The following is a 24,873-nucleotide window of genomic DNA, read 5'->3' as shown; positions in this document are numbered from 1 at the left end:
CATTGTTGCCGGAGGGCCTCACTGACCGGCTCAATTGCGCTCTGAGGGCGCCCTTATGCAGCCGCGTGCAGGTCGTAGGCCGCCTGAATATCGGCAACGATATCGGAGGCTTCCCACAAGGCCGCGGGTTCCACCGAACGCAGGCTGATGGTCCAGTTGCCGCCGCGGGCGGTGCGCGGAACGCTGACAATATCGAAGCGCACGGTACGGCATAGCGGGTGCCGCTGCAGCGCGTGACCGACGCGGACCCTGATTTCCTCCAGCGTCGCCGGCGTCTTGTCCATCAGCGTCCCGAAGCCCATCGCGCATCCCTCGTGATTCGAGCCTTGCGAGTCTCCCGCGGTGAACGGGATACCGCCACGCACGGATTGTCGGCCTGGGATGGTTAATGCCGCGTTAAAGTTGCAACCGGATGGGATCTGGGGTCCTGCGGGAATGCGCGGTTTTCCGGGCAGGATGCGACCTGCCCCCAGACGCGGCGCTCAATCGTCGCCAAACAGGCTGAAGCGCGGCGTCGGCATGTCGACCGGCTCCGCCACATAGGCGCGCGGCGCGCTGTCCTCCCGCACCGCCTGTTCGACGTCGCTCAGATCCGGTTCGCGGCGCCGAGTCCAATGCCGGCGCTCGGACCATTGCTGGTGCCGTTCGGCACGGCGCCGATCGCTGTGTTTGCGTTGGCTGTCGCGCGACTTCAGATCGGCATCGTCCGCCTTGGCCATCGCGTTTTCGGGGGCCTTCGCTTGCTCCGGCGCTTTCGCCTGCTGCTGCGGAGCTGGCGGGATCGACGGCGACGGGGAGGACTGCGCGGCGGGCGCATTGGACGCCGAGTTCACCGGCGACGGCGCAGGCTGCGGCGTCCCCTGATCCGCAGCAGGCTGCGGCTGATCGGCGGCCTTCGCCGCGGTCGGCGTCACCACGATGGGTGCCGTCGTCGCGGCCTGCGTCGCAGCGAGATAGGAACTCGGCGATGCGCTGGGCAAGGGCGAAGGCTCCGGTGCGCGTCGCTCCAGCTTGGTGGATTCCAACGGCGGTGTCTTCGGATTCATCTTCTCCGCGATCACGAGTCCGCCGCCGAGACCCACCGCGATCGCAATGGCGACGGTTCCCGCACCCGCAAAATAGGCTGTCGAGTTGCGCATGATCCCGCTCCTTATGGTTGGCCGGGCAACGCCCTCACGGCGGCGATGTTCCGGCCAAGCCCAATGAGCGTTGGGGGCGCAGATGACAGGAGGAAGATGGCGAGGAATTGCGCAGAGAGAGCGTCCGCCCTCACCGCTTCTCGATCACGAGGCTCTGCACCACGCGACCAAAATAGCCCCTGGCATCGCCGAGCCGCGCCATCGCGAGCCCTGTCCCGTCCGGACCGATCCAGCTGTCGGCATCGAGCAGGATCCAGTCGCCGACCGGCTCGCGCGCCATGCTGAGCGTGAGATCGGCATTGAGGAACGTATAGAGATTGAAATCCAGCGCCGGCGAGGTGCCGTTGCAGAAGTCGGCAGCGACCGCGGCGCGCATCGCTTGTGAGACCGCGTGACCGTCGACCAGCGGCCAATCGACGCGATACCAGATCGCACCCTTGCCCTTCACGCCGAAACGGCCGCGCGCGGCGCGCAGCGACATGCCCGTGACGAACGGACTTGACGAAAAATCCACCGGCTCCGGACGCGAGGCATCGGGCGCCGGATAATCGACCGGCAGATCGGCGATGTCGCCCGGCAGCGGGACGGATTCCTGCCGCACCTTCAGCACGGTCGCGGCGGCAACGACCACGCCGGCCGCGCGCAATCTGATCGCACAGAGCTGGATCTTGCGGCCTTCGCGCAGCACCTCGGTCTCGATCGTGAGTTCGGAGAGCGGCACCGGCCGCATCAGATCGATGGTGAGACGGGCGATGCGCATCGGCGCCTTGGTCGGCATGCGCTCGGCGGCCCAGACCACGAGCGACGCCGGCGGCGAGCCGTGCTGCATGCTCGGATCCCACGGACCGGCCGCGTCCGGACTGACGATGACGCGATTGTCCTCGACACGAAAAATCGGCTGCATCAACTCAATACCGCGCCCCGCAATGCGCGCCCCTGCTCGCGCGTCTCGTTGCGGGCAAGCGCCGTCGCCGCGCCTCAGCCGGCGGTGGCAAGAGCGCGATCGGCGCCATTGGGCAGTTCGATATCGACCTCAAGCGTCGAGACATGCTTTCCCCGATCCATCCGCACGATGACCTTGTCGGGATCGAGTACCACATGGCGCGAAACCACCGCGAGGATTTCCTCGCGCAGTTGCATCAGCAGATCCGGCTGGCTGCGCAGGCTGCGCTCATGCGCGAGCAGGATCTGCAGCCGCTCCCGCGCGATCGGCGCGGAGGCCGTGCGCCCGGAGAATAGCCGCAGCATGCTCATGCAGCCCTCCGTCCCAACAGCCGGTTCATGAGGCCCTTGCGCTCGGCAGGCACCATCATCTCGATATGCTCGCCCAGCAGCCGACGCATGGCGTCGAGATAGGCGCGCGCCGGCGTGCTGGCCGGACTGTTCAAGGTGACCGGGCAGCCGACATTGGAGGCGCGCAGCACGTCCTGGCTCTCCGGCACGATGCCGAGCAGCGGCGTGGCCAGGATCTCCAACACGTCGTCGATCGAGAGCATCTCGCCGCGCGCGGCACGTGCCGGATCGTAGCGCGTGATCAGGATGTGCTTCTCCACCCGCTCGCCGTGCTCGGCGCGCACCGTCTTGGAATCGAGCATGCCGATGATGCGATCGGAATCGCGCACCGAGGAGACTTCCGGATTGGTGACGATGATCGCTTCATCCGCAAAGCGCATCGCGAGCATGGCGCCGCGCTCGATGCCGGCGGGGCTGTCGCACAACACCCAGTCGAACATCTTGCGCAATTCCGCAATGACGCGGCCCACGCCCTCTTCGGTCAGCGCGTCCTTGTCCTTGGTCTGGGAGGCGGGCAACAGCCACAGATTCTCCAGCCGCTTGTCGCGGATCAAGGCCTGCGGCAGCTTGGCGACGCCCTGCACCACGTTGATCAGATCGAACACGACGCGCCGCTCGGCGCCCATGACGAGATCGAGATTGCGCAGGCCCACATCGAAATCCACCACCACGACCTTCTGGCCGGCCTGCGCCAGCGCCGCCCCGATGGCGGCCGTCGTCGTGGTCTTGCCGACGCCGCCCTTGCCCGAGGTCACAACGAGCACCTTTGCCATTTTTGATTGTCTCCTGTCGTTCAGTTCAACGGCGTGATTTTCATGGAGTTGCCCTCCAGCCGGGCTTGGGCGGGCTTGCCGCGCAATGCGACGTCGATTTGCTCCGCTGTCTGGTAGTAGCCGTCGATGGCGAGCAGCTCGGCCTCGATCTTCTGGCAATAGATGCGCGCCGCCGCGTTTCCGTTGACGCCGGCCATCGCGCGGCCGCGGAGCGCGCCATACACATGGATCGAGCCGCCGGCGACGATTTCGGCGCCGGACGAAACGGCTCCAAGCACAGTGACGTCGCCGTCGGGAAAGACGATCGATTGCCCCGAGCGTACCGGATGTTCGAGCAGCATCGATTTCAAAGGCTGCAACGCCGGCTTGTCAGGCTCCACCTCGAGCACGGCGCATTGACGCCCGCCGGTGAGCAGCGGCGGCATGCCGATCGCAAGGCGGCCGGGCTCGACGCCCTCGAGGCCCAACACACGGATGTTGCGCGCCTCGATGCTCTTGATGAGATGCGTGATCGCAAGCGGGCTCAGATCCACCGCGGAGAGGTCGAGAACCACTGGCTTGCCGACGAAAAAGCCCGGAGAACCCGCCAGCGTTGCATCAAGCTCCGCAAGCCAACCGGCAATAGGCACAACGGGAGAAAACACGAAGGCGACATAGGAACGGCCGCGTAGACGAATGAACTGACGTGTCTGCTCCATCTTGACGTTCATGACCATCCGACCAGCCTTTCTTAGCGATTGGTTAACTGTCGGACGGCGTTGGTTAATGGAGAGTTAAGAACACGTCATCGACTTGAATTAAACTGCCGGCGGTACGGCCGTACGTGGAACGCGACCGAACCGCGTCCCTTTCGCAGCAGAATCGTGGCCGAGTGCCGGCACTCCCAAGTCAAGGCATTACGCGCCTCATTTTAATCACATCCAGCTGATAACCTTAAGGTTCATATAACGATGGTCCTGCGGAGGACCGGCCTGTTCGAAGATTGACACTCGTCAGGGGGCGGGGCATGGGATCGATGGAAGCGTTGCGAGCGCAAATGAGAGCTCGTAGCGCGATGCAGGGGACGAGGCTGCGCGCACAGAGGCGCGCCGGCGCTTTGCTTCGGTCGCTGCAGATATTCCGGCTCGATGGGGTCGCATGCGACCGTTCACGCGCCCCCTTTTTCCATTAGCACCTTTGTCGCCTGCGGCGAGGGCAGTGGCGTACGTATACCGGAGTTGAGCGTTAGAGGAGTAGCGTATGAGTTCCTTGAGTGAGCAGAATCCGACGACCAACCCGCAGGATCCTTTGCATTATGCACCGCGCTGGGTCCGCGAAAGACCAGAGGCCTCCCGACTTTCTCTCGTCGAAGAAACCCGAGAGAAGCCCCAGACGGGCGAACGCAGCGAGCGAGCGCCCGCCGGGCAAACCACCATCGAATCGCGGCTTGAGAGTGCAGTATTCGAATCGCTGCGCCACTCGCTCGACCCGCAGGTGATGCGCGAGCCGCCTGAGTTCACACGCGAACGCGACCGTCGCTCCGTGACGTTCAAGATCGCAGGCCGCCTGGCCGCCGCGGCCGGAGTCGCTGCCGTGGTTGCGCTCTTCTTCGTCAATATCGTCCCCTCGTCCCGACAGCAGGACGCCAGCTCGTCGTTCGTGGCGGCGGTCCAGGCGATGAAGACAACGCTGCCGCCGCCCCCGGCCGCAGTGGAAGCGAAGGATATCAAGGCCGAACTGGACGACACGCAGGTGGACAAGACAGACGTCAAGACGACGTCCGCGTTGTCGCAATTCCAGTCGCTGCTGCCGTCGGATGCGCAAGGCCAGAGCGCCAGCTCGGAAAAGCCGCTGCTGCAGCAATTCATGCAGTGGAATCAGAGAGCGAGCCAATCCGACAGAGCCCAATGATTCGCTCTGGTGCGGCGAATTGAAGTTTCGATCGGCGTCTCGCAGCCCTGATCGGAACTTCAAGTTCGACGCCGCACCAGAACCAAAGGTTTTGCAGTGCTCTCCGAATTCCGAAGTTCGCAAACGAGGGTGCGCGACATGATGCGAACTTCGGAATTCGGAGTACGACAGGGGCACTAGGCGTCAAGCGAGCTGAAACGGCATCACCATGACTATTATGTCTGACCTCTGGCCCCGTGTGGCCGCGGTGCGAGACGTGCGTATCTCCGTTCGTCTGGCTGCCTTGCTGTTCGGCGCGCTATTCGCCGGGACTGTCCACGCGGCGCCCGGCGACAATCTCAAGGTGGTGCGCGAACTCAGCAGCAAGGTCGGTCCGATCGTCGGCTCCGCGCTGGCCTGCCGCGACATCGCCCGGCCCCGCATCCAGCTCATCATCGAGAAATTTCAGGGTGTCATCCGCGAGGCCTCCACGCTGGAGGCCGATCGCGATGAGGTGACACGCCTGTTGGATCGCTATGTCGCCGAAGGCCGCAGCATGGTGACGAGCGGACGGATCGATTGCCGCGCCGCCGATCGCCAGCTTGCCGATCTGGAAAAGTCGATCGCAAGTCCGCCGCAGACCACATCGGGCTTGCCGGAAGTGAGGTTTGGACCGCCGGCTGCGATGGCGGCGATCGCGCCGACGCAAACCCTGCCGCCGCCGATGAACGTGCGCGGCGTCACCCAGAGCGAGATCAAGTTCGGCATCGTCATCCCGTTCTCGGGTCCGGTGAGGGAGACCGGCCGGCTGATGAAGCTCGGCATCGAAGCTGCATTCGATCGCGCCAACGAGAGCGGCGGCATCAATGGCCGCATGCTGAAGCTGGTCGCCGCCGACGACGGCTACGACCCCAATCGCACCCTCGATGCGATGAAGCAGCTCTACGAGAAGGAACAGGTTTTCGGCTTCATCGGCAATTTCGGAACGGCCAATGCGGCCATGGCCATCCCCTATGCGCTGGAGCGGCGCACCCTGTTCTTCGGCGCCTACACCGGCGCCAATGTGGTGCGGCACGACCCGCCCGACCGCTACGTCTTCAATTACCGCCCGAGCTATGCCGAAGAGACCGAAGCTCTGGTGCATTATCTCGTGAAGATGCGTCACCTGCAGCCGCGGCAGATCGCCGTATTCGCCCAGGACGACGCCTATGGCGACGCCGGCTATGCCGGCGTGGCGAAAGCATTCCGGACGCTGGGCGCCAACGACAACGCCATTCTCCGCGTCAACTATACGCGCAACACGGTCGACGTGGAGCCTGCGGTCAGCCAGCTGAAGGCGCAGAGGATCCCGATCCGCGCCGTCATCATGGTCGCGACGACACGCGCCGCGGCCAAGTTCATCGAGAAGGCGCAGGAGCAGCTTCCGGGCCTGATCTTCGCCAACCTGTCGGCGGTCGGAGCCTCCTCGCTCGCCAGCGAACTGACGCTGCTCGGCCCGCGCTATACAAACGGTGTGATCGTCACCCAGGTGGTGCCCGGCGTGTCAGGCTATTCGAGCCTGGTGCTCGACTACAAGAACGCACTGGCCAAGTACTTCCCCGGCGAGGCACCGGACTACACCTCGCTCGAAGGCTACGTTTCCGCCAGCATCCTGATCGAAGCCCTCAAGCGGGTCGGCCCGACCTTCGATACGGAGCGGCTCGTCGACACGCTCGAGAACATCCGCAATCTCGATCTCGGGCTTGGCGCGCAGCTCGGCTACGGCCGCGCCGAGCATCAGGCCTCGCACAAGATCTGGGGCACGGCGCTCGACGAAACCGGGACGTACCAGGCGATTGAGCTCGAATAGGATACTGCTTGGCCGACGGAAACGCCGGCGGGCACGCTAAAATGGGGTGGGGAAACCCAATTGGTTCGCAATGCCGACGTATGGCTGATATCACGAGGCCCTTGACCTAGAATATGCGGATATGACGATGTTCCTAAGCGGGTCTGCGTTGTTGACCGGGACATTCCTTGCGGCGGCCGCCGGCTCCGCATTCGCTCCCGTCGGCATTCTGCGCAGCTCGGCAAGCCGCGGTGGGCTGATGCCCGGATGGGCCGCACGATGCCGTGAAGTCGTGCACTCTTTCGATATGATCGTCGCTAAATTCCGCGAAGTCCGACAAGCATCCGCTAACCTCGACTTCCCTCGCCGACCCACAACTTCAACCGGGACATGGCCGAAGGTCATGCGCTCTCGCGCTGTGACGTATCACAGCTACGCAAGTTCAGACTACGTAACTGCAATCGTGTTGCTCAGAGAGGAGGACGCTCTGGCGACGTGACGTATTAGCTAATCCTAAAGCATGATCAAAAAAAGCACGGCGTATTACCGAAAAGGTCATGCTCTTCGAAAATGCTAGGATGTGCGCGATGATGTTTCCAACCTCCCGTCATCACGCCCAGGCGTCAATCACCAGGCGAAGACCTGGATGGGGTCCAAAGTGGGATAGTGGCAAAATGATCTTTCGTGTAAGCGTATTCTTGGTGGCGACCCTGCTTGCAGGAGCAGCTAACGCCGCTGGCACCAGCGCTGACGTGGTGCGCAATCTCGCGAGCCGGGTCGGACCGATCGTAGGCGCAGCTTCCGCGTGCCAGGCGATCGACCAGGGCCGGGTTCAGGCCATCGTCGACAAGTTTCGCGAGGTGATCCGCGAAGCCTCCGCGGGCGCTTCCGACCGCGACGAGCTCACCCGCGTCTTCAACGGCTTTGTCGCCGACGGGCGCAACCGCGTGGGCGCATCGCAGACCGACTGCACCACGGCGGGCCGCCAGCTCGCCGAGTTGGAGCGCTCGCTCGGCCAGGCCGCCCCCAGCCAGTCCAGCTCCGGCTTCGGCGGCGTCATCGGGGCGACCCCGGCCGCGGCGGCCACGGCGCCGACCGCGACCCTGCCGGCGACACTCACCAGCAACGTCCAGGGCGTCACCGCCAACGAGATCCGCTTCGGCATCTGCGGCCCGTTCTCCGGCGCCTCGCGTGAGCTCGGCCGGCAGATGAAGCTCGGCATCGAGGCAGCATTCAACCGCGCCAACGACGCCGGCGGCATCGCCGGCCGGTCGCTGCGCCTGTTTGCCGCCGACGACGGTTACGAGCCCGCGCGCACGCTCGAAGCGATGCGGCAGCTCTACGAAAAGGACAAGGTGTTCGGCTTCGTCGGCAACGTCGGTACGCCGACCGCCGCCGTCGCGATGCCCTACGCGCTGCAGCACCGGGCGCTGTTCTACGGCGCATTCACCGGCGCCAATATCCTGCGCAACGATCCGCCGGACCGCTATGTCTTCAACTATCGTGCAAGCTACGCCGAAGAAACCAACTCGGTCGTGCATTATCTGCTGAAGATCCGCCGGCTGCAGCCGAAGGACATCGCCGTCTTCGCACAGCAGGACTCCTATGGCGACGCCGGCTTCGCCGGCGTGTCCAAGGCGTTCCGCGCGCTCGGCCTGCCCGATTCGGCCATCCTGCGGTTGAACTACAAGCGCAATACCGTCGACGTCGAGGAGGCTGTCAACCAAATGCGGGCAATGAAGAACCCGCCCAAGGCCATCGTCATGGTGGCGACCTATCGCGCGGCAGCCAAGTTCATCGAGCGGACGCGCGACCTGTATCCGAACATGATCTACACCAACGTGTCGTTCGTGGGCTCGACCGAGCTGTCGGATGAATTGATGCTGCTCGGCCCGCGCTATGCCAGCGGCGTCATCGTCACCCAGGTGGTGCCGGCGGTCGGCGGCTATTCCAGCGCCGTGCTCGAATACAAGACCGCGCTGGAGAAGTATTTCCCCGGCGAAGCGCCGTCCTACGTTTCGTTCGAAGGCTACGTCTCGGCCAACGTCCTGATCCAGGCGTTGAAGCGCGTCGGCCCGCAGCTCGACACCGAAGCGCTGATCGACACGCTGGAGAACATGCGCGACGTCGATCTCGGCCTCGGCGCGAAGCTCGGTTTCGGTCGCGCGGAGCACCAGGCCTCGCACAAGATCTGGGGTACGGCGCTCGACGAGCGCGGCAAGTACCAGGCGATCGAGCTGGAATAGGCTTGATCCCCGGACCGATACGCCTGATCTCGCAAGCGCGGCAGCCAAAACTGCCGCGCTTTGCTTTGCGCATCTTTGCGTCAGAGCGGCGGGTCGACCGCCTCGTCATATTCCTTCTTAAAGCGGGCGATCAGTTCGGCCGCCGGCACCACCTTCTTGATCGCGCCGATGCCCTGCCCGCTTCCCCATATCTCCTTCCAGGCCTTCGGCTTGGCGCGCTCGCCGGACGCATCGGTGCCGAAGCTCATCTTGGATGGATCGGAGGTCGGCAGGTTGTCGGGATCGAGACCGGCCGCGACGACCGACGGCTTCAGATAATTGCCGTGCACGCCGGTGAACAAATTCGAATACACGATGTCGTCGGCGCCCGAAGCGGTGATCATAGCCTTGTAGGCCTCGACCGCGTTGGCCTCCTCGGTGGCGATGAAGGCCGAACCGACATAGGCGAAATCGGCGCCCAGGATCCGCGCCGCGCGGATCGCGCGGCCGTTGGCAATCGCGCCTGACAGCGCGATCGGGCCGTCGAACCAGGCCCGGGTCTCCGCCACGAAGGCGAACGGCGAGATGGTGCCGGCGTGACCGCCGGCTCCGGCCGCGACCAGGATCAGCCCGTCGGCGCCCTTCTCGACCGCCTTGTGCGCAAAGGTCTGGTTGATCACGTCGTGGAAGACGATGCCGCCCCAGCGATGCGCGGCCTGATTGAGCTCTTCGCGGGCGCCGAGCGAGGTGATGATCATCGGCACCTTGTATTTCTCGCACAGTGCGAGATCGTGCTCGAGCCGGTTGTTGGAGCGATGCACGATCTGGTTGACCGCGAACGGCGCCGACGGACGTTCCGGATGCGCCCTGTCATAGGCCGCCAGCTCCTCGGTAATCCGGGCCAGCCATTCGTCCAGCAATTCCGGCGGACGGGCATTGAGCGCCGGAAACGCGCCCACCACGCCGGCCTTGCACTGGGCGATCACGAGATCGGGCACGGAGATGATGAACAGCGGCGACCCGATCACGGGTATCGACAGGCGGCCCTTGAACAAGGCAGGCATGGACATGGACGGGATTTCCTCTTTTTCACTCTTCTTCGGGGATCAACGGGCAGCGCCGACGATGCCAGACATCATGACCGCAACGCAAACGGAAGGGAACCGATCAGGAGATTGCTGACGGGGTCTTGCGTGGACATGCTGCCGCGCGTTGCGTGTCCATCGCCGTGCGCGGCTATTGGCAGAGCGCCGAAGTCACGTAGGTATCGGTGCGGCAATCACCCGGTTTGCGCTGGCGTCCGGGAATCAAGACCTTGGCCGAGCAGGACTCGGCCGCATCGGTGTTGAGGCTCTTGCCTTCCTTGTAGCCCTTGCCTTGGCAGAGCTTGTTCGCGCCGAGCTTGCAATCCGGCGTGCCGTTCGCGGCGAGGGGACAGACCGAGCGGCCCGAGACCATGCTCGACGGCTTGGCGAGCCGCGACAGGGTCTCACCGCTCTGCTTGAGCGCGTCCTTGACCGTTTCGCCGTCGCCGTCCTTGCCCGGGATGCTCGCCGCATCCTTTGCCGGCTCGGCAGGGGCCGCATTTTTGTCGCCGCCCGTCTCGCCTGCGCTCTTGAGCGGCAGGATCGACATCTTCTCGAACAGCTTGCCGAGCTCGTCGACGATCCCCGAGCCGTCGGAATGCGCCGGCGCCTCTCCCGCATTGGGCGGTGCTGGCGTGGCCGGTGGCTGCTCCCGCAGGCCGAGGGATGGCTGAGACTGCGCCCATGCTGCGCCGGCCCCAATCAGCCAGAGTGCAACCAGGATCGACGCGGTGACTGCCGAATATTGCAGGCTGGAGAAGGGCGCGCCGGATCGGAGGGTCATTGCCGCAATCTAGACCGCGTGAGAGGCCTCGCAAAGCACAGAGAACTCTCCAGCAAAGACCCCATCAGATCATCTTGAATGCGATGACGAAGCCGAGAACCAAGACCGCAGCGCCAAGCGCAACCCACAGCCCGAGATGCTTTTCGATCCGAACCCTGATCCAGTCACCGTAGCGGTTGAGCAGAACGGCGGCGATGAAGAAGCGGGCGCCGCGGGCCACGATCGAGCACAAGACAAACAGCAGCAGATTGTAGCCGGCAAAGCCCGAGGTGATGGTCACGAGCTTGTAGGGGATCGGCGTCAGACCTTTGAGCAGGATGATGACCGCGCCCCATTCGGCATAGGAGGCTCTGAAAGCCTCGACTTTGCCGCCGAGCCCGTACAGCTGGATCAGGTAATGTCCGAGCGAGTCGTAGAGCAGCGCGCCGATCGCATAGCCGAGCATTCCACCCGCGACCGACGCCAGCGTGCAGACGCCGGCGAACAGCCAGGCCCGCTGCGGCTTCGCCAGCGACATCGGGATCAGCATCACATCCGGGGGGATCGGGAAGAAGGAACTCTCGGCGAAGGCAACCGCAGCCATGATCCAGAGGGCATGCGGCTTGTGGGCGGCGTCGAGACACCAATCGTAGATCCGTCTGAGCATGGTCCGCGATGAAGCAAACCGCGGCCCATTTGTCCACGGCCCATTTGTTCAAGGCGAGCTTCGCCCCCGCTCCGGATGGCAGCCGGATTAGTGCCGCTTGCGCAAAGCGCGCGCTTCGGTCGCGACAATTGGCCGCCGGGCCAGCCGAGCCTGCGCCGGTTTGGGGACCTTTACCGGCGACTTCGGCAGCTTCTCGGCGATGCCCAGCAAAAGCTCGCGCCGCGCCATCTCGCGCCAGACGTCGTCCGGCCGCACGCCGATCTCGGCCCACAGCACCGCGAGATTGTAGATCAGGTCGGCGCTTTCGCGCACCACCGCTTGGGCGTCGCCCCTGACCGCATCGATGGCGACCTCGACGGCCTCCTCGGTGAGCTTCTTGGCCATTTTGGGCGTGCCCTGCTGCAACAGCTTGGCCGTGCGCGAGCGGGCAGGATCCAGGTCTCTGGCCGCCAGCACCGCGAGATAGAGCCGCTCGATCGAATCACCCATGACGGCAGAATAGTTAAAGGCCATGGCAGGCACGTTAACGCCTGTGTCGAAAATCAAAAAATCCGCCGGCGCGAGGCCGGCGGATCAGGCGAAGCAGAACTGGATCACCAGCCCTGGTCATAACCGTAATACGGGCCACCGCCGTAGTAATAGGGGCCCGGGCCGTAATAGGCCGGGCGCCCGTAATACCCGTACCCGTAATGATCCTCATAATAGGAGCGCCGGTTCTGCTCGGCCGCGATGGCAAGCCCGGTGCCGACGATGCCGGCAAAGGCCGCCGCAGCCGCAGCACCGCCATTGCCGCGATAATGATGGTGACGCCGGCGGGCGCTGATATCGGTCGGACCGGTATCCTTGGCCGCCGCAGCCGATGGACGAGCCGACGGCGCGGCGCCGGCGAAAGCGAGGGTCGGCTGGACAGCGGTGAGCGCCACGGCCGTAACCGTCGCAAGCACCGCGGCGCGACCGGTACGGGCACGTCCTCCATGGGTCGTGATCATCTCCAAAACCTCCAATGCTCTTGGTCCGGGTAGTCAACGATCAATATGGAGAGTGGGTTCCCCCATTGAAACCGGCGCTTCCGGAGCAAATCGCCGCAGGTGCGCTCATGAACTGTTCAGCTTCGATCGAGCACGATAAGGCGCGTCGGCCTGGGCCGCGCCGTCCGTCACAAAGCTGACATACAGCCGGCGGGCAGATCTCAAAATTCGAAAGCGCGTCCCCCGGGCGCCGGGCGTCATCAGATGCGCGTGCAACGATCCCCCCTCCTCTGGCGTCCGGTGCTGCTGGCAGCAGTCGTACTGGCCGGGCTTGGTGCATGTGCAGCCTTGGCGGAGGAGACGAAACGGCAGGTCGCCATCCAACTCGCGCTCGAGCGGCCGCTGGAGGCCAGCATGGCGCCGGTCGTGCTGGCAACCAGCCACGGGCTGTTCGGCGGCGAAGGCGTGGCGGTGACAACGACGATCGCGAAGGGATCGGCGGATGCAATTGCGCGCGTCGCATCCGGCGAGAGCGAGCTTGCAGTCGCCGACATCAATGAGTTGATCCGCTACCGTGACAATACCGCGAACCCGCCGGTCAAAGCGGTGTTCGTGCTGTTCAACCGGGCGCCCTACGCCATCATCGCGCGCAAGAGCCGCGGCATTCATGCCCTCGCGGATCTCGAGGGCAAGACGCTCGGCGTGACCGAAGGCGATCTCTCGATCCGGCTGTGGCCGGCGCTGGCGCGGCAGAACGACATCAAGACCTCCGCCGTCAAACTGTCGCGCATCGGAGCCGCGGTGCGCGAGCCGATTCTCTCCGCCGGTCAGGTCGATGCCGTCAGCGGCTTTTCCTATCTCTCCGCCGTGAACCTGCGCGACCGCGGCGTGCCGGCGGCGGACCTCGCAGTGCTACGCTTTGCCGATTACGGCTGCGAAGCCTATGGGCAGGCGATCATCGTCAGCCCGGCTTTCGCCGCGGCGCAGCCGGCCGCGGTGAAAGGATTCCTGCGCGCCCTGGTGGGCGGCTTGCACCTCGCGATCAAGGACCCGCCGGTCGCCGCGGCCGAGGTGGTCAGCCGGATGGATGACGGCTCCCGCGAGCTTGAACTCAGCCGGCTGGAGACTGTGCTGGCCGACAACGTGCTCACGCCGGAGGTGCGGCGTAACGGGATCGGCGGAATCGATCCCGCCCGGCTGGAGCGCGCGATCGACCAGATCGCCGAGGACTATCAATTCCACACGCGGCCCAAGGCGACCGACATCTTCGACGACAGCTTTCTGCCGCCGGTCGACAGTCGCCTGATCGATTGAGCGCTCCAATTAAGCGCTGTCGCTCCGTCACCATCCCGGGTTAAATAGCGCGCCCGCACTCTCGCTGGCTCGTTCCGCCAATGCAAGCTTCTCGCCATGTCCCTGCTCCGCCTCTATGTCCGCGTGCTTCGCCTGCTCGGCAAGGAGGCCCGGCTCGGCTGGATTCTCGCATTCGCCAACCTGGCGCTCGCCGGCGCGCAATTCGCCGAGCCGGTGCTGTTCGGCCGTATCATCGATGCGTTGTCCGGCAATGCATCCGGAGCGGCGGCCTGGCCGCTGCTCGCCGCCTGGGCCGGGTTCGGCCTGTTCACGATTCTGGCGGGCGCCGCGGTCGCATTGCACGCGGACCGGCTGGCGCACCGGCAGCGCCAGGCGGTCTTGAGCAGCTATTTCGAGCACGTCCTGCAATTGCCGCTGACCTTCCATTCCGGCACCCATTCGGGACGCCTGATGAAGGTGATGCTGAACGGCACCGACGCGTTGTGGCGGCTCTGGCTGTCGTTCTTCCGCGAGCATTTCGCCGCGATCATGTCGGTCATCGTGCTGCTGCCGCTGTCGCTCTATCTCAATTGGCGGCTCGCGATCCTGCTGTTCGTGCTCTGCGTCGTGTTCACGACGATGACGACGCTGATCGTGCGCAAGACCTATGGCATGCAGAGCGAGGTCGAGGAGCATGCCAGCAATCTTTCGGCGCGCGCCTCGGACGCGCTCGGCAACGTCGCGCTGGTGCAGAGCTTCGTGCGCATCGATGCCGAGGTGCAGGGCCTGCGCCACGTCGCGAGCCAATTGCTCTCGGTGCAGATGCCGGTGCTGGGCTGGTGGGCGGTGGTCTCCGTCATCACCCGCGCCTCGACCACGATCACGGTGCTCGCCATCTTCACGCTCGGCATCGCGCTGCATCAGGCCGGACTGTCGTCGGTCGGCGAGATCGTGATGTTCGTCTCCTTCGCGACCATGCTGATCCAGAAGCTGGAACAGGTGGTCGCCTTCATCAACAACGTGTTCATGGAGGCGCCGCGGCTGGCCGAATTCTTCACCGTGCTTGATGCGGTTCCGGCGGTGCGCGAGCGGCCCGATGCGATCGACATCGGGCGGCTGTCGGGCCTCATCGAATTCTGTGACGTGTCGTTCTCCTATGACGGCAAGCGGCCGGCCGTGGAGGATCTCACCTTCACCGCGCTGCCGGGCCAGACCATTGCGCTGGTCGGCCCGACCGGCGCCGGCAAATCGACGGCGATCGCGCTGTTGCATCGCGCCTTCGATCCGCAATCCGGCTTCATCAAGATCGACGGCATGGATGTGCGCGGGCTGAAGCTGTCGGCGCTTCGGCGCAACATCGGCGTCGTGTTCCAGGAAGCGCTGCTGTTCAACCGCTCGATCCGGGAGAATCTTTTGGTCGGCAAGCCCGATGCAACCGAGAACGAGTTGCGCACGGCGGCAGCCCGGGCGCAGGCGCTCGATTTCATCGAGCGTTCCGAGCGGGGCTTCGACTCCAATGCCGGCGAGCGTGGGCGCATGCTGTCCGGCGGCGAGCGCCAGCGGCTGTCGATCGCGCGTGCGCTGCTCAAGGATCCGCCGATCCTGATTCTCGACGAGGCCACCAGCGCGCTGGATGCGGTGACCGAGGCCAAGCTCAATGCGGCGCTCGACGAGGTGATGAAGGACCGCACCACTTTTGTGATTGCGCATCGGCTCTCCACCATCCGCAATGCCACCAGGATCCTGGTGTTCGAAGCAGGCCGCGTGATCGAAAGCGGAACATTCGACGAACTTGTCGCCAAAGGCGGCCATTTCGCGGAACTCGCCAAAGCTCAATTCATGGTGCACAGCGACCTGCAAGCCAGCCTTGCGAAGCCGGCCAAGGACAGCCCTGCCGTCACCCGTTAGACGTCACACGCCTTCATCGTGGAATTGATGAGTTGGCCCCTACCCCGGACTGCCGAGCCGGTATAGGTTTGCGGCCCTGCCGCAACCATCGGCACCGGATACGCTTGAAACCCGAGACACACTTGCCCTCCTCTCCCGACAGAGGCGGGTTCTCAAAGGACCGGAATCGAATAGTGCAGCCTCGTCGTCCGTTGCTCCGCAAGTCGCCCTTCAAATCTCTCATCGTCGCTGCCTTGGTGACGCTGTTAGCACCGCGCCTCGCGCTGGCCGAAGCGCTGCTGCTCGTCGAAGCCGACAGCGGCAAGGTGCTGGAGGCGCAGAACCCGACTAATCCCTGGTACCCCGCCTCGCTCTCCAAGCTGATGACGGCCTATGTGACCTTGAAGGCGGTGAAGGACGGCAAGATCACGCTCGACACGCTGTTCACGGTGTCGCCGACCGCGGCTTCCCAATCGCCCTCGAAGATGGGCTTCCGCCCCGGCACCCAGGTCACGGTCGACAACGCGCTGAAGATGATGCTGGTGAAGTCCGCCAACGACATGGCGGTGGTGCTGGCGGAAGGCGTGGGCGGCTCGATCGACGGCTTCTCCACGATGATGAACGAGACCGCGCAGAAGCTCGGCATGACCCAGACGAGCTACGTCAATCCGAACGGTCTGCCGGCCGACGGCCAGATCACCTCCGCCCGCGATCTTGCGATCCTGGCGCGCGCGATCATCCGCGATCTGCCGGAATACGAGTATTTCGTCCACATTCCCTCGATCCGTTATGGCAAGCGGATTACCCAGAACTTCAACAAACTGATCGGCCGCTATCCCGGCGCCGACGGCTTCAAAACCGGCTTCATCTGTGCCTCCGGCTACAATCTGGTGGCCTCCGCGACGCGCAACGGCCGCCGCCTGATTGCGGTCGTGCTCGGCGCTTCCTCGGGACAGATGCGCGCGGTGCGCGCTGCCCAATTGTTGGAGCGCGGCTTCAACGGCAACCAGCTCGCCTGGCTGAAGCCGTCGCTCGGCACGGTGGATAGCCTGGTGCCGGTCGATGCCCCGCCACCCAATCTTCGCGACGAGATGTGCGGCGGCAAGCGCCACAAACCCGCCAGCGACGAAGACGAGGATACGGTGGCCAGTGCAGGCAGCGACAATGGCGGCAGCACCGTGCTCGCTGGCCTGCAGCCGCCTGCGCTCAAGCCGTCGGAACTGCTGGCTGCGGCGCCCCAACCGTCCGAACCGATCCCGGTCTATACCGGCCCGACCCGCACCGGCGCGGCGCTGATCGCTGCCATAGCCGCCGATGCCGACGCCCAGACACCGCCAAAGCACCGCGGCAAAAAGGCGCGCATCGCTGCCAGGAAAGGTGGGGTCGACGCGGCCGACAGCAAAGCCGACGCCAAAGGCCCCAACAAAGGCTCCAAGACGGCGACCCGGACCGAAATGAAGATCGACGTCAAGCCTGGCAAGGCGGCAAAGCCGGACGCCAAGCAGGCGCCGTCGCGCCATGCCAATGCCAAGCCGGACCCGGCAGGCAAATCGGCGAATAAGCCGGCGGACAAGGCAAGCTCCGACAGCGCCTCCGCCAAGCCAGCCAAGCCAAAAGCCGCGGCCAAGCCGAAGAGCGGGGCCGGGACCGGCAGCACCGACGCCAAGCCAGCGCCGAAGAACGGCTGACCCGAGAGCGAGAGGAACATCCGCGGCCGCGCGCTCGGCCGAGCCCCTGTTGGCGTTAATCCTCGTCGCCACGACGGTTCCCGGCTGCTTGCCTTGAGCGGCTGGACATTCGATATTGGCCGCCAAGAGCCTCGCCACACGCGGCGAACACGAGAAACGAGAGAGGAAGACCATGGAGCGCATCTGGCTCAAGCAATATCCGGCCGGCGTTCCCGCCGATATCGATCCGGGCCGATATTCCTCGCTGGTCGAACTGCTGGAAGAATGCTTCGCAAGATTCGCCGATCGCCGTGCCTTCATCTGCATGGACAAGGCGATCAGCTATCGCGAGCTCGACGAGATGTCGGTCGCGCTCGCCGCCTATTTCCAGGGCTTAGGTCTGGCCAAAGGCGCACGCGTCGCACTGATGATGCCGAACGTGCTGCAATATCCGGTCGCGATCTCGGCCGTGCTGCGCGCGGGCTTTGCCGTCGTCAACGTCAATCCGCTGTATACACCCCGCGAGCTCGAGCATCAGCTCAAGGACTCCGGCGCGGAGGCCATCATCGTGCTGGAGAATTTCGCGCATACCGTCGAGCATGTGTTGAGCCACACGCAGGTGAAGCACGTCGTGGTGGCCAGCATGGGCGACCTGCTCGGCTTCAAGGGCGTGATCGTGAACCTGGTGGTCCGTCGGCTGAAGAAGATGGTTCCAGCCTACTCGCTCCCGGGTGCCGTTCGGTTCAATGAGGCGCTTGCGAATGGCCGCACCAAGCGCTTCACCAAGCCTTCGATCGGTCCCGACGACGTCGCGTTCCTGCAATATACTGGCGGCACCACCGGCGTTTCCAAGGGCGCCACGCTGGTCCATCGCAACATCGTCGCCAACGTGCTGCAGAACGATGCCTGGCTGCAGCCGGCCCTGGAGAAGCCGCCGCACGTCGATCAACTGCTGATCGTCTGCGCGCTGCCGCTCTATCACATCTTTGCGTTGACCGCCTGCTTCCTGCTCGGCGTGCGCGCCGGCGGGACCAACCTCCTGATCCCGAACCCGCGCGATATCGGCGGCTTCATCAAGGAGCTGATGAAGTATCAGGTCAACAACTTCCCGGCCGTCAACACGCTCTACAACGGGCTGATGCATCATCCCGACTTCAAGAACATCGATTTCTCCAAGCTCAAGATCTGCAATGGCGGCGGCATGGCCGTCCAGCGTCCGGTCGCGGAGCAGTGGCAGAAGATCACCGGCTGCAGCATCGCAGAAGGTTACGGGCTGTCGGAAACGTCACCGACCTTGACCTGCAATCCGCCGACCGCCACCGAATTCAACGGCACCATCGGCATTCCCGTGCCGTCGACCTGGATTTCGATCCGTGACGACGAGGGCAACGAAGTGCCGCTCGGCCAGCCCGGCGAGATCTGCGCCAAGGGACCGCAGGTCATGGTGGGCTATTGGAATCGCCCGGACGAGACCGCAAAGGTGATGACCGCCGACGGCTTTTTCCGCACCGGCGACATCGGGGTGATGTCGGACGACGGATATATCCGGATCGTCGACCGCAAGAAGGACATGATCCTGGTCTCGGGCTTCAACGTCTATCCGAACGAAGTCGAGGAAGTCATCGCGACCCATCCGGGCGTGCTGGAAACCGCCGTCATCGGCCTGCCGGACGAGAAATCAGGCGAAGTGGTGAAGGCCTTCGTGGTCAAGAAAGACCCGGATCTGACGGCCGACGACATCGTCAAATACTGCCACGAGCAGCTCACCAACTATAAGGTTCCAAAACAGGTCGAGTTCAGGACGGAGTTGCCGAAGACCAATGTCGGCAAGATCCTGCGCCGACAGCTGCGGGACGAGAAGAAGCCGCCTGCAGCCGCTTGATGATCATCGCCGCCGCATGAGCGGCGATGACGGACACGTGAACGCGGGCCGCCGTTGCCGTTTTCTTAGCCGCGAATAAGGTACACGCGCCACGCATGAATGAATGCACCGAGGGAGATTGAGGATGACGATCCAAGTAGGCGACAAGCTACCGCAGGCCCAGTTCAGGGTCATGACTGAAGAAGGCCCCCAGGTCAGGAGCACCGACGACATCTTCAAGGGCAAGAAGGTCGCGCTGTTCGCCGTGCCCGGCGCCTATACCGGCACCTGCCACAAGATGCATCTGCCGAGCATCTTCCTCAACGCCTACGCCATGAAGAACAAGGGCGTCGACACCATCGCGATCGTCTCGGTCAACGATGCCTTCGTGATGAATGCGTGGAAGCGCGACACCGACCAGCGGGACGAAGCGATCTTCCTCGCCGACGGCAATGCCGACTTCACCAAGGCGATCGGCATGGAGCTCGATGCCTCCGGCGCCGGCCTCGGCATCCGCTCCAAGCGCTATTCGATGCTGGTCGAGGATGGCGTCGTGAAGAAGCTCAACCTCGAGCCCGCCCCGGGCAAGGTCGAGGTCTCAGGCGGCGACACGCTGCTTGGGCAGCTGTGAAGCGCGCAGCCAAGCAAGCTTGAGGCATACGGCCTCCACATAACAGCTGTCGTTCCCCGCGGAAGCGGGGAATCCAGTACGCCGCGGCTTCTCGATCGATCACTGCCGTCTCTGGAATACTGGATCGCCCGGTCAAGCCGGGCGATGACGGCGAGATAGGAGCTTCGAGCTTCGCTCGGTTACTACCCTCTCACATTCTTCTGCAGCCTTGCCATCGCGACGCCATCGCGCGCCAGCTGGTCGGCGCGCTCGTTCTCGGCGTGGCCGGCATGGCCCTTGACCCAATGCCAGTTCACCTGGTGCGGCTTCAGCGACGCATCGAGCCGCTGCCACAGTTCGGCATTCTTGACCGGCTTCTTGTCCGCGGTCTTCCAGCCGTTCCGCTTCCAGCCGTGAATCCACCCCGTGATGCCCTGCCGGACGTACTGGCTGTCGGTATAGAGCTCGACCTGACACGACTTCTTCAGAGCCTCCAGCGCCGAGATCGCGGCCATCAGCTCCATCCGGTTGTTGGTGGTGTGCGGCTCGCCGCCCTTCAGCTCTTTTTCCTTGTCGCCGAACTTCAGGATCGCGCCCCAGCCGCCCGGGCCGGGATTGCCCGAACAGGCGCCGTCGGTATGGACGATGACCAGGGGAAGACCGCTCACGCCATGGCTCCGGATACGCCGAGCCCGTAGTCGCGAATACTCGCCACGCTCTGGTGGAAGCGCAGCTTGCGGACATATTCGAGCGGGTCCTTCGGCTTGACCAGCGCGCCGGGCGGCACGTTGAGCCAATCGACCAGCCGCGTCAGCAGGAAGCGGATCGCCGCCCCCCGCGCCAGCAGCGGCAAGGCCTCCTGCTCGGCCTCGGAGAGCGTACGCTCGCGGCCATAGGCATTAAGGAAGGCGCGCGCCTTGGTGACGTTGAAGGAATGATCGGCCTCGAAGCACCAGGCATTGAGGCAGATCGCGACGTCGTAGGCCAGGATGTCGTTGCAGGCGAAGTAGAAATCGATCAAGCCGGACAATTGGTCGCCGAGGAACAGCGCGTTGTCCGGAAACAGATCGGCATGGATGACGCCGGCGGGCAGCGCGGTCGGCCAGGATTTTTCGAGATGATCGAGCTCGGCCGCGAGGAAGGCGGCAAGCCCGGCCTGCACGCCGTCGGCGCGCGGTGCGGCTTGCGCAAACAAGGGCCGCCAGCCGGCGACCGAGAGCGCATTGGCGCGGTGCATCGGGAAATCACGGCCGGCGAGGTGCAGCTTCGCCAGCGCCTGACCGATCGCAGCGCAATGGCTCGCATGCGGCTTGCGTGGCCATACCCCTTCGAGGAAGTCGATGATTGCAGCCGGCCGTCCGCAGAGGCTCGACAGCGTCTCGCCGCTCCTCATCCTGACCGGCTGCGGGCAGACGATGCCGTGCCCGGCCAGATGCGCCATCAGCCCGAGAAAGAACGGCAGATCGCCCCTCGCGACGCGCTTCTCATAGAGCGTCAGGAAGAACGAGCCCTTGCTGGTGTGCAGCAGGAAGTTGGAGTTTTCGACGCCCTCGGCGATGCCCTTGTAAGAGAGGAGATCGCCGATGTCGTATTGTTTCAGGAATTCCGCGAGCTCATCGGCGGCGACGTCGGTATAGACCGCCATGTAAGCTTATTCCGCCGCCGCTTCGGGCCTGAGCGAACGCGGCAGTGGGAAGAACTCATTCTCTTCCGCCGCCGACACCGTCTCCACATGCAGCGTAAAGCGCTCGGCGAAAGCGCTCATGATCTCCTCGACGATCACCTCGGGCGCCGAGGCGCCGGCGGTGATACCGAGGCTCTTGATACCCTCGAAGCGCGTCCAGTCGATCTCCGAGGCACGTTGAGCCAAGACTGCAATCGGGCAGCCCTCGCGTTCGGCGACCTCGCGTAGCCGCTGCGAATTCGACGAGTTCGGCGCGCCCACCACGATCAGCGCATCGACCACCGGCGCCACCTTCTTCACCGCGAGCTGACGGTTGGTGGTGGCGTAGCAGATGTCTTCCTTATGCGGGCCCGAGATGTTCGGGAAGCGCCCCTTGAGGATCGCAACGATATCCTTGGTGTCGTCGATCGACAGGGTGGTCTGGGTGACGAAGGCGAGGTTGTTCGGGTCCTTCGGAGTGAAGGTCTCGGCATCCTCGGCGGTCTCGATCAGCGTCACCGCCCCGACGGGCAGCTGGCCGACGGTACCGACCACCTCGGGATGATGCGAATGGCCGATCAACAGGATCTCGCGGCCGCGCTTGAAGTGGATGGCGGCCTCCCGGTGCACCTTCGTCACCAGCGGACAGGTGGCGTCCAGCGAGAAGAAATTGCGTGCCTGGGCCTCGGCCGGAACCGACTTCGGCACGCCATGCGCCGAAAATACCACCGGGGCATTGGTGCTGTCGGGAATTTCCGCCAGTTCCTCGACGAAAATCGCGCCTTTTTTCTTCAAGCTGTCCACGACGTATTTATTATGGACGATCTCGTGGCGGACATAGACCGGCGCGCCATAGATGGTGAGCGCCCGTTCCACGGTATCGATGGCCCGAACCACGCCGGCGCAGAAGCCGCGCGGCGAGCAAAGCACGATTTTAAGGTCTGGTTTGGCTGCCATGAAGCTGATCTGTGCGGGCTGATTTCGGCGACCGAACATCCCCGGGCCGGCAAGCAGGGGCGGTCGTTGCAAATGCGCGTCCAGACACGACTTGGGACCGGTTTCCGGCCCTGTCAAGGCTGTTCTTGAGGCCATTGCGCCAGAGCCCCCGGACAGATTATATAGGAGGCAATTCCCGTCATCGTCGATGACCGCAGTTTCGCCTCCGAGGCAGGGGGCGGAGCACAAAGGAGATTTGCCATGAGCAACGCCCCGCTGATGCCGAAGGCAACTGCCGTGTGGCTGGTTGACAATACCGCGCTGACCTTCGACCAGGTCGCCGATTTCACCAAGATGCACCCGCTCGAGGTGCGCGCCATTGCCGACGGGGACGCCGCCCAGGGCATCAAGGGCATGGACCCGATCTCCACCGGCCAGCTCACCCGCGAGGAGATCGAAAAGGGCGAGCGCGACCCGAACTACCGCCTGAGGCTGCAGGAAAGCAAGGTCGTGCTGCCCGCGCAGGGCAAGCGCAAGGGTCCGCGCTATACCCCGGTGTCGCGCCGCCACGAGCGCCCCAGCGCCATCCTCTGGCTGCTCCGCAACCATCCCGAGCTGAAGGATGCCCAGATCATGCGCCTGGTCGGAACGACCAAGAGCACGATCGCCAGCGTCCGCGACCGCACCCATTGGAACGCGCAGACGCTCACCCCGATGGATCCGGTGACCCTCGGCCTGTGCTCGCAGATCGAGCTCGATTTCGAGGTGCAGCGTGCCGCCAAGGAGCGGCCGATCGACGCCCAGTACAGCGGGGCCACCCTGCTGCCGGCCTCGGAGACCACCCGCAAGGATGAATTCGAGCACGCCGACCGCGACCAGGACGACCTCAACGTCGACGCCGTGTTCGCCAAGCTGAAGACGCTCGGCGGCAAGAAGGCCGAGGACGACGAGTAGGCGCGGCAAGCCGCCTCAACTCAGGACAGAAAAAAGGCGCCGGAGGGTTTCCGGCGCCTTCGTTTTTCAGGAACGATTCAGAAGCCGTCCGGCTCAGAACCGGTAGGTCACGCCGCCGCCGATCAGCCAGGGATCGATATGGGCGCTGCCGGTGACCGGGATCACGCCGTTGACGGTGGCCGAATAGTTCGGCCGCAGCCACAGCTTCTTGACGTCGAGGTTGAGACCCCAGTGCCGGTCGATCATGTAGTCGAAGCCGAACTGCACTGCGCCGCCCCACTGGTTGCTGACATGCAGATTGGTGACCGTGAGCGGCAGACCGCCAATGATCGAGGTGGTGTTGCTGGCGCTATTGTTGAAGAACACGGTGTAGTTCACGCCGGCGCCGATATAGGGCTGGAACGCGCCGAAATTGGTGAAGTGGTATTGCAAGGTCAGGGTCGGCGGCAGCAGCGTGGTCTTGCCGATGCTGAGGCCGTCCAGAGATCCGGTGCCGCTGATCTTGTTCCGGGTCACGCCGAGGATCAGTTCGGCCGCGATGTTCGGGGTGAAGTAGTAGCTGATATCGAGCTCAGGGACGACCGAGTCGCCGATCTTGAGGCCGGAATTCGGCGACGACAGCGCCGGGATGCCCAGCACATTGACCGAGCTGCCGCCCGAATCCGGCAGCACGCCGAGGGCGCGAAGGCGGATCTGCCACGGGCTCCAGGTCTCCACCACCGGAGGCGCCTTTTTGTAGACCGGCGCCGCCTGCAGATCGGCCGCTTGCGCGAAGCCCACCGCCCCGCAGATCGACGCCGCCGCCACCAGCAGCGACGACGTGAGTTTTTGGATTTTGTTCATCAGAAAGTCCCCATCGCCACACTTCAGCGCGGGCCAAGCCGCGCGTTACGGGCGAAGATGTGGCAGAGAGGGGAACCTACCCGATTTGATCTAGATCAATCGCGGCCGTTGTGGCGGCAATGTCATGCAACTGTGGCCGGGAGGCCACGGAACGCGACAGCAGATCGCAACTACGCCGCCGCGCCGTCCTGGTATTTCATGGCCGGTCGGGATGGTTGAGCATGTATTCGCCCAGATCCCGCTGCCTGCGGTCGGCGCGGGCTTCGGCCCGCTGCCTCTGCACGTCGCGGTCCCTGCGGCAGGCGACGTATTGCGCCGAGCCGGGCGCCACGGTTCCCCCGGCCTGGCAGAACGAATCATCGTCGTCATTGCCTGCTGCGGCGGCAGGCCCCTGGTGCCGAGCGGCGCAGCCGGCGAGGACCAAGGCAAAACAGAACGGGACGACGAGGAGCGGACGGATCGGGCGCATCGGACTCACAGCCTGAATGGGCGCCCTGTTTAGCCGAAAATGCGGGGTTTGTAAGTGGCCTGCGCCGGGCTCGCGCCCGC

Annotated in this window: 25 protein-coding genes; 9 read left to right on the top strand and 16 right to left on the bottom strand. The window is 64.4% G+C overall.

The window, feature by feature from the left end:
* Positions 1-53 precede the first annotated feature (53 nt).
* From QX034_RS15675 to minC, 6 genes are all read right to left on the bottom strand, one after another.
* The gene (locus QX034_RS15675) at positions 54-302 is read right to left on the bottom strand and encodes a hypothetical protein (protein ID WP_316174169.1); all 249 of its coding nucleotides are present in this window, start codon (positions 300-302) and stop codon (positions 54-56) included.
* A 180-nt stretch (positions 303-482) separates the two neighbouring features.
* Positions 483-1,139 (bottom strand): hypothetical protein, encoded by a 657-nt coding sequence (locus QX034_RS15670; RefSeq protein WP_316174167.1) that lies wholly within the window; start codon positions 1,137-1,139, stop codon positions 483-485.
* A 130-nt stretch (positions 1,140-1,269) separates the two neighbouring features.
* Entirely contained in the window at positions 1,270-2,043 is a 774-nt protein-coding gene (locus tag QX034_RS15665) for a thioesterase family protein (RefSeq protein ID WP_315742466.1), read from the bottom strand.
* A 74-nt stretch (positions 2,044-2,117) separates the two neighbouring features.
* Positions 2,118-2,393: a cell division topological specificity factor MinE gene (gene minE, locus QX034_RS15660; protein WP_315701682.1), complete on the bottom strand. Its 276-nt coding sequence runs from the start codon at positions 2,391-2,393 to the stop codon at positions 2,118-2,120.
* Entirely contained in the window at positions 2,390-3,205 is an 816-nt protein-coding gene (gene minD / locus QX034_RS15655) for a septum site-determining protein MinD (protein WP_315701683.1), read from the bottom strand. The genes minE and minD overlap by 4 nt, the downstream gene beginning before the upstream one ends.
* Before the next feature lie 20 nt (positions 3,206-3,225).
* Positions 3,226-3,915, bottom strand: coding sequence for a septum site-determining protein MinC (minC, locus tag QX034_RS15650; protein ID WP_315701684.1), 690 nt, complete (start codon positions 3,913-3,915; stop codon positions 3,226-3,228).
* Between the two features lie 529 nt (positions 3,916-4,444).
* On the opposite strand from minC, the gene QX034_RS15645 reads away from it, so the two are divergent.
* From QX034_RS15645 to QX034_RS15635, 3 genes are all read left to right on the top strand, one after another.
* Positions 4,445-5,095 (top strand): hypothetical protein, encoded by a 651-nt coding sequence (locus QX034_RS15645; protein WP_315701685.1) that lies wholly within the window; start codon positions 4,445-4,447, stop codon positions 5,093-5,095.
* A gap of 217 nt (positions 5,096-5,312) precedes the next feature.
* A complete protein-coding gene (locus QX034_RS15640; protein ID WP_315703106.1) occupies positions 5,313-6,923 on the top strand; it encodes an ABC transporter substrate-binding protein in 1,611 nt (536 codons plus the stop codon).
* Positions 6,924-7,576: 653 nt separating this feature from the next.
* Positions 7,577-9,148, top strand: a complete 1,572-nt coding sequence (locus tag QX034_RS15635; protein WP_315701686.1) for an ABC transporter substrate-binding protein — start codon at positions 7,577-7,579, stop codon at positions 9,146-9,148.
* Positions 9,149-9,228: 80 nt separating this feature from the next.
* On the opposite strand, the gene QX034_RS15630 is transcribed toward QX034_RS15635, so the two are convergent.
* The 5 genes from QX034_RS15630 to QX034_RS15610 all read right to left on the bottom strand — a co-directional run bounded on the left by QX034_RS15630 (position 9,229) and on the right by QX034_RS15610 (position 12,631).
* Positions 9,229-10,197 (bottom strand): nitronate monooxygenase family protein, encoded by a 969-nt coding sequence (locus QX034_RS15630; RefSeq protein WP_315701687.1) that lies wholly within the window; start codon positions 10,195-10,197, stop codon positions 9,229-9,231.
* A gap of 166 nt (positions 10,198-10,363) precedes the next feature.
* Positions 10,364-10,996 carry a hypothetical protein gene (locus tag QX034_RS15625; RefSeq protein WP_315742464.1) on the bottom strand — a complete coding sequence of 211 codons (633 nt, stop codon included), beginning with the start codon at positions 10,994-10,996 and terminating at the stop codon, positions 10,364-10,366.
* A 64-nt stretch (positions 10,997-11,060) separates the two neighbouring features.
* On the bottom strand, positions 11,061-11,642 hold the full coding sequence (locus QX034_RS15620) for a YqaA family protein (RefSeq protein ID WP_315701689.1): 582 nt from the start codon (positions 11,640-11,642) through the stop codon (positions 11,061-11,063).
* 87 nt (positions 11,643-11,729) lie between these two features.
* Entirely contained in the window at positions 11,730-12,131 is a 402-nt protein-coding gene (gene hisE, locus QX034_RS15615) for a phosphoribosyl-ATP diphosphatase (protein WP_315703107.1), read from the bottom strand.
* Between the two features lie 104 nt (positions 12,132-12,235).
* A complete protein-coding gene (locus QX034_RS15610) occupies positions 12,236-12,631 on the bottom strand; it encodes a hypothetical protein (RefSeq protein ID WP_315701690.1) in 396 nt (131 codons plus the stop codon).
* 243 nt (positions 12,632-12,874) lie between these two features.
* Here QX034_RS15610 and QX034_RS15605 point away from each other — a divergent pair, with 243 nt between their 5' ends.
* The 5 genes from QX034_RS15605 (at position 12,875) to QX034_RS15585 (ending at position 19,949) form a co-directional block, all read left to right on the top strand.
* Positions 12,875-13,924 carry an ABC transporter substrate-binding protein gene (locus QX034_RS15605; RefSeq protein ID WP_315701691.1) on the top strand — a complete coding sequence of 350 codons (1,050 nt, stop codon included), beginning with the start codon at positions 12,875-12,877 and terminating at the stop codon, positions 13,922-13,924.
* 96 nt (positions 13,925-14,020) lie between these two features.
* A complete protein-coding gene (locus tag QX034_RS15600; RefSeq protein WP_316174162.1) occupies positions 14,021-15,811 on the top strand; it encodes a glucan ABC transporter ATP-binding protein/ permease in 1,791 nt (596 codons plus the stop codon).
* 173 nt (positions 15,812-15,984) lie between these two features.
* On the top strand, positions 15,985-17,478 hold the full coding sequence (locus QX034_RS15595) for a D-alanyl-D-alanine carboxypeptidase family protein (protein WP_315701693.1): 1,494 nt from the start codon (positions 15,985-15,987) through the stop codon (positions 17,476-17,478).
* Positions 17,479-17,650: 172 nt separating this feature from the next.
* Positions 17,651-19,339: a long-chain fatty acid--CoA ligase gene (locus QX034_RS15590; RefSeq protein ID WP_315701694.1), complete on the top strand. Its 1,689-nt coding sequence runs from the start codon at positions 17,651-17,653 to the stop codon at positions 19,337-19,339.
* Between the two features lie 124 nt (positions 19,340-19,463).
* Entirely contained in the window at positions 19,464-19,949 is a 486-nt protein-coding gene (locus QX034_RS15585) for a peroxiredoxin (RefSeq protein ID WP_315701695.1), read from the top strand.
* 182 nt (positions 19,950-20,131) lie between these two features.
* Here the strand turns inward: QX034_RS15585 and rnhA are convergent, their stop codons facing one another.
* Genes rnhA through ispH form a run of 3 tightly spaced genes read right to left on the bottom strand, consistent with a single transcriptional unit; the run spans position 20,132 to position 22,548 of the window.
* Complete coding sequence (gene rnhA, locus QX034_RS15580; RefSeq protein WP_315701696.1) at positions 20,132-20,596, bottom strand: ribonuclease HI; 465 nt, start codon at positions 20,594-20,596, stop codon at positions 20,132-20,134.
* The gene (locus QX034_RS15575) at positions 20,593-21,573 is read right to left on the bottom strand and encodes a homoserine kinase (RefSeq protein WP_315701697.1); all 981 of its coding nucleotides are present in this window, start codon (positions 21,571-21,573) and stop codon (positions 20,593-20,595) included. Before QX034_RS15575 ends, rnhA begins: the two co-directional genes overlap by 4 nt.
* 6 nt (positions 21,574-21,579) lie before the next feature.
* Complete coding sequence (gene ispH / locus QX034_RS15570; protein ID WP_315701698.1) at positions 21,580-22,548, bottom strand: 4-hydroxy-3-methylbut-2-enyl diphosphate reductase; 969 nt, start codon at positions 22,546-22,548, stop codon at positions 21,580-21,582.
* A 240-nt stretch (positions 22,549-22,788) separates the two neighbouring features.
* On the opposite strand from ispH, the gene QX034_RS15565 reads away from it, so the two are divergent.
* Positions 22,789-23,481 carry a DUF1013 domain-containing protein gene (locus QX034_RS15565; RefSeq protein ID WP_315701699.1) on the top strand — a complete coding sequence of 231 codons (693 nt, stop codon included), beginning with the start codon at positions 22,789-22,791 and terminating at the stop codon, positions 23,479-23,481.
* A gap of 93 nt (positions 23,482-23,574) precedes the next feature.
* On the opposite strand, the gene QX034_RS15560 is transcribed toward QX034_RS15565, so the two are convergent.
* Entirely contained in the window at positions 23,575-24,324 is a 750-nt protein-coding gene (locus QX034_RS15560) for an OmpW/AlkL family protein (protein ID WP_315701700.1), read from the bottom strand.
* A gap of 196 nt (positions 24,325-24,520) precedes the next feature.
* Positions 24,521-24,793, bottom strand: a complete 273-nt coding sequence (locus tag QX034_RS15555) for a hypothetical protein (RefSeq protein WP_315701701.1) — start codon at positions 24,791-24,793, stop codon at positions 24,521-24,523.
* Between the last annotated feature and the right edge of the window lie 80 nt (positions 24,794-24,873).

Source organism: Bradyrhizobium sp. SZCCHNR3119, from assembly GCF_032487775.1.
GTDB lineage: Bacteria > Pseudomonadota > Alphaproteobacteria > Rhizobiales > Xanthobacteraceae > Bradyrhizobium.
This window is presented reverse-complemented; position numbering and strand designations above follow the sequence as displayed.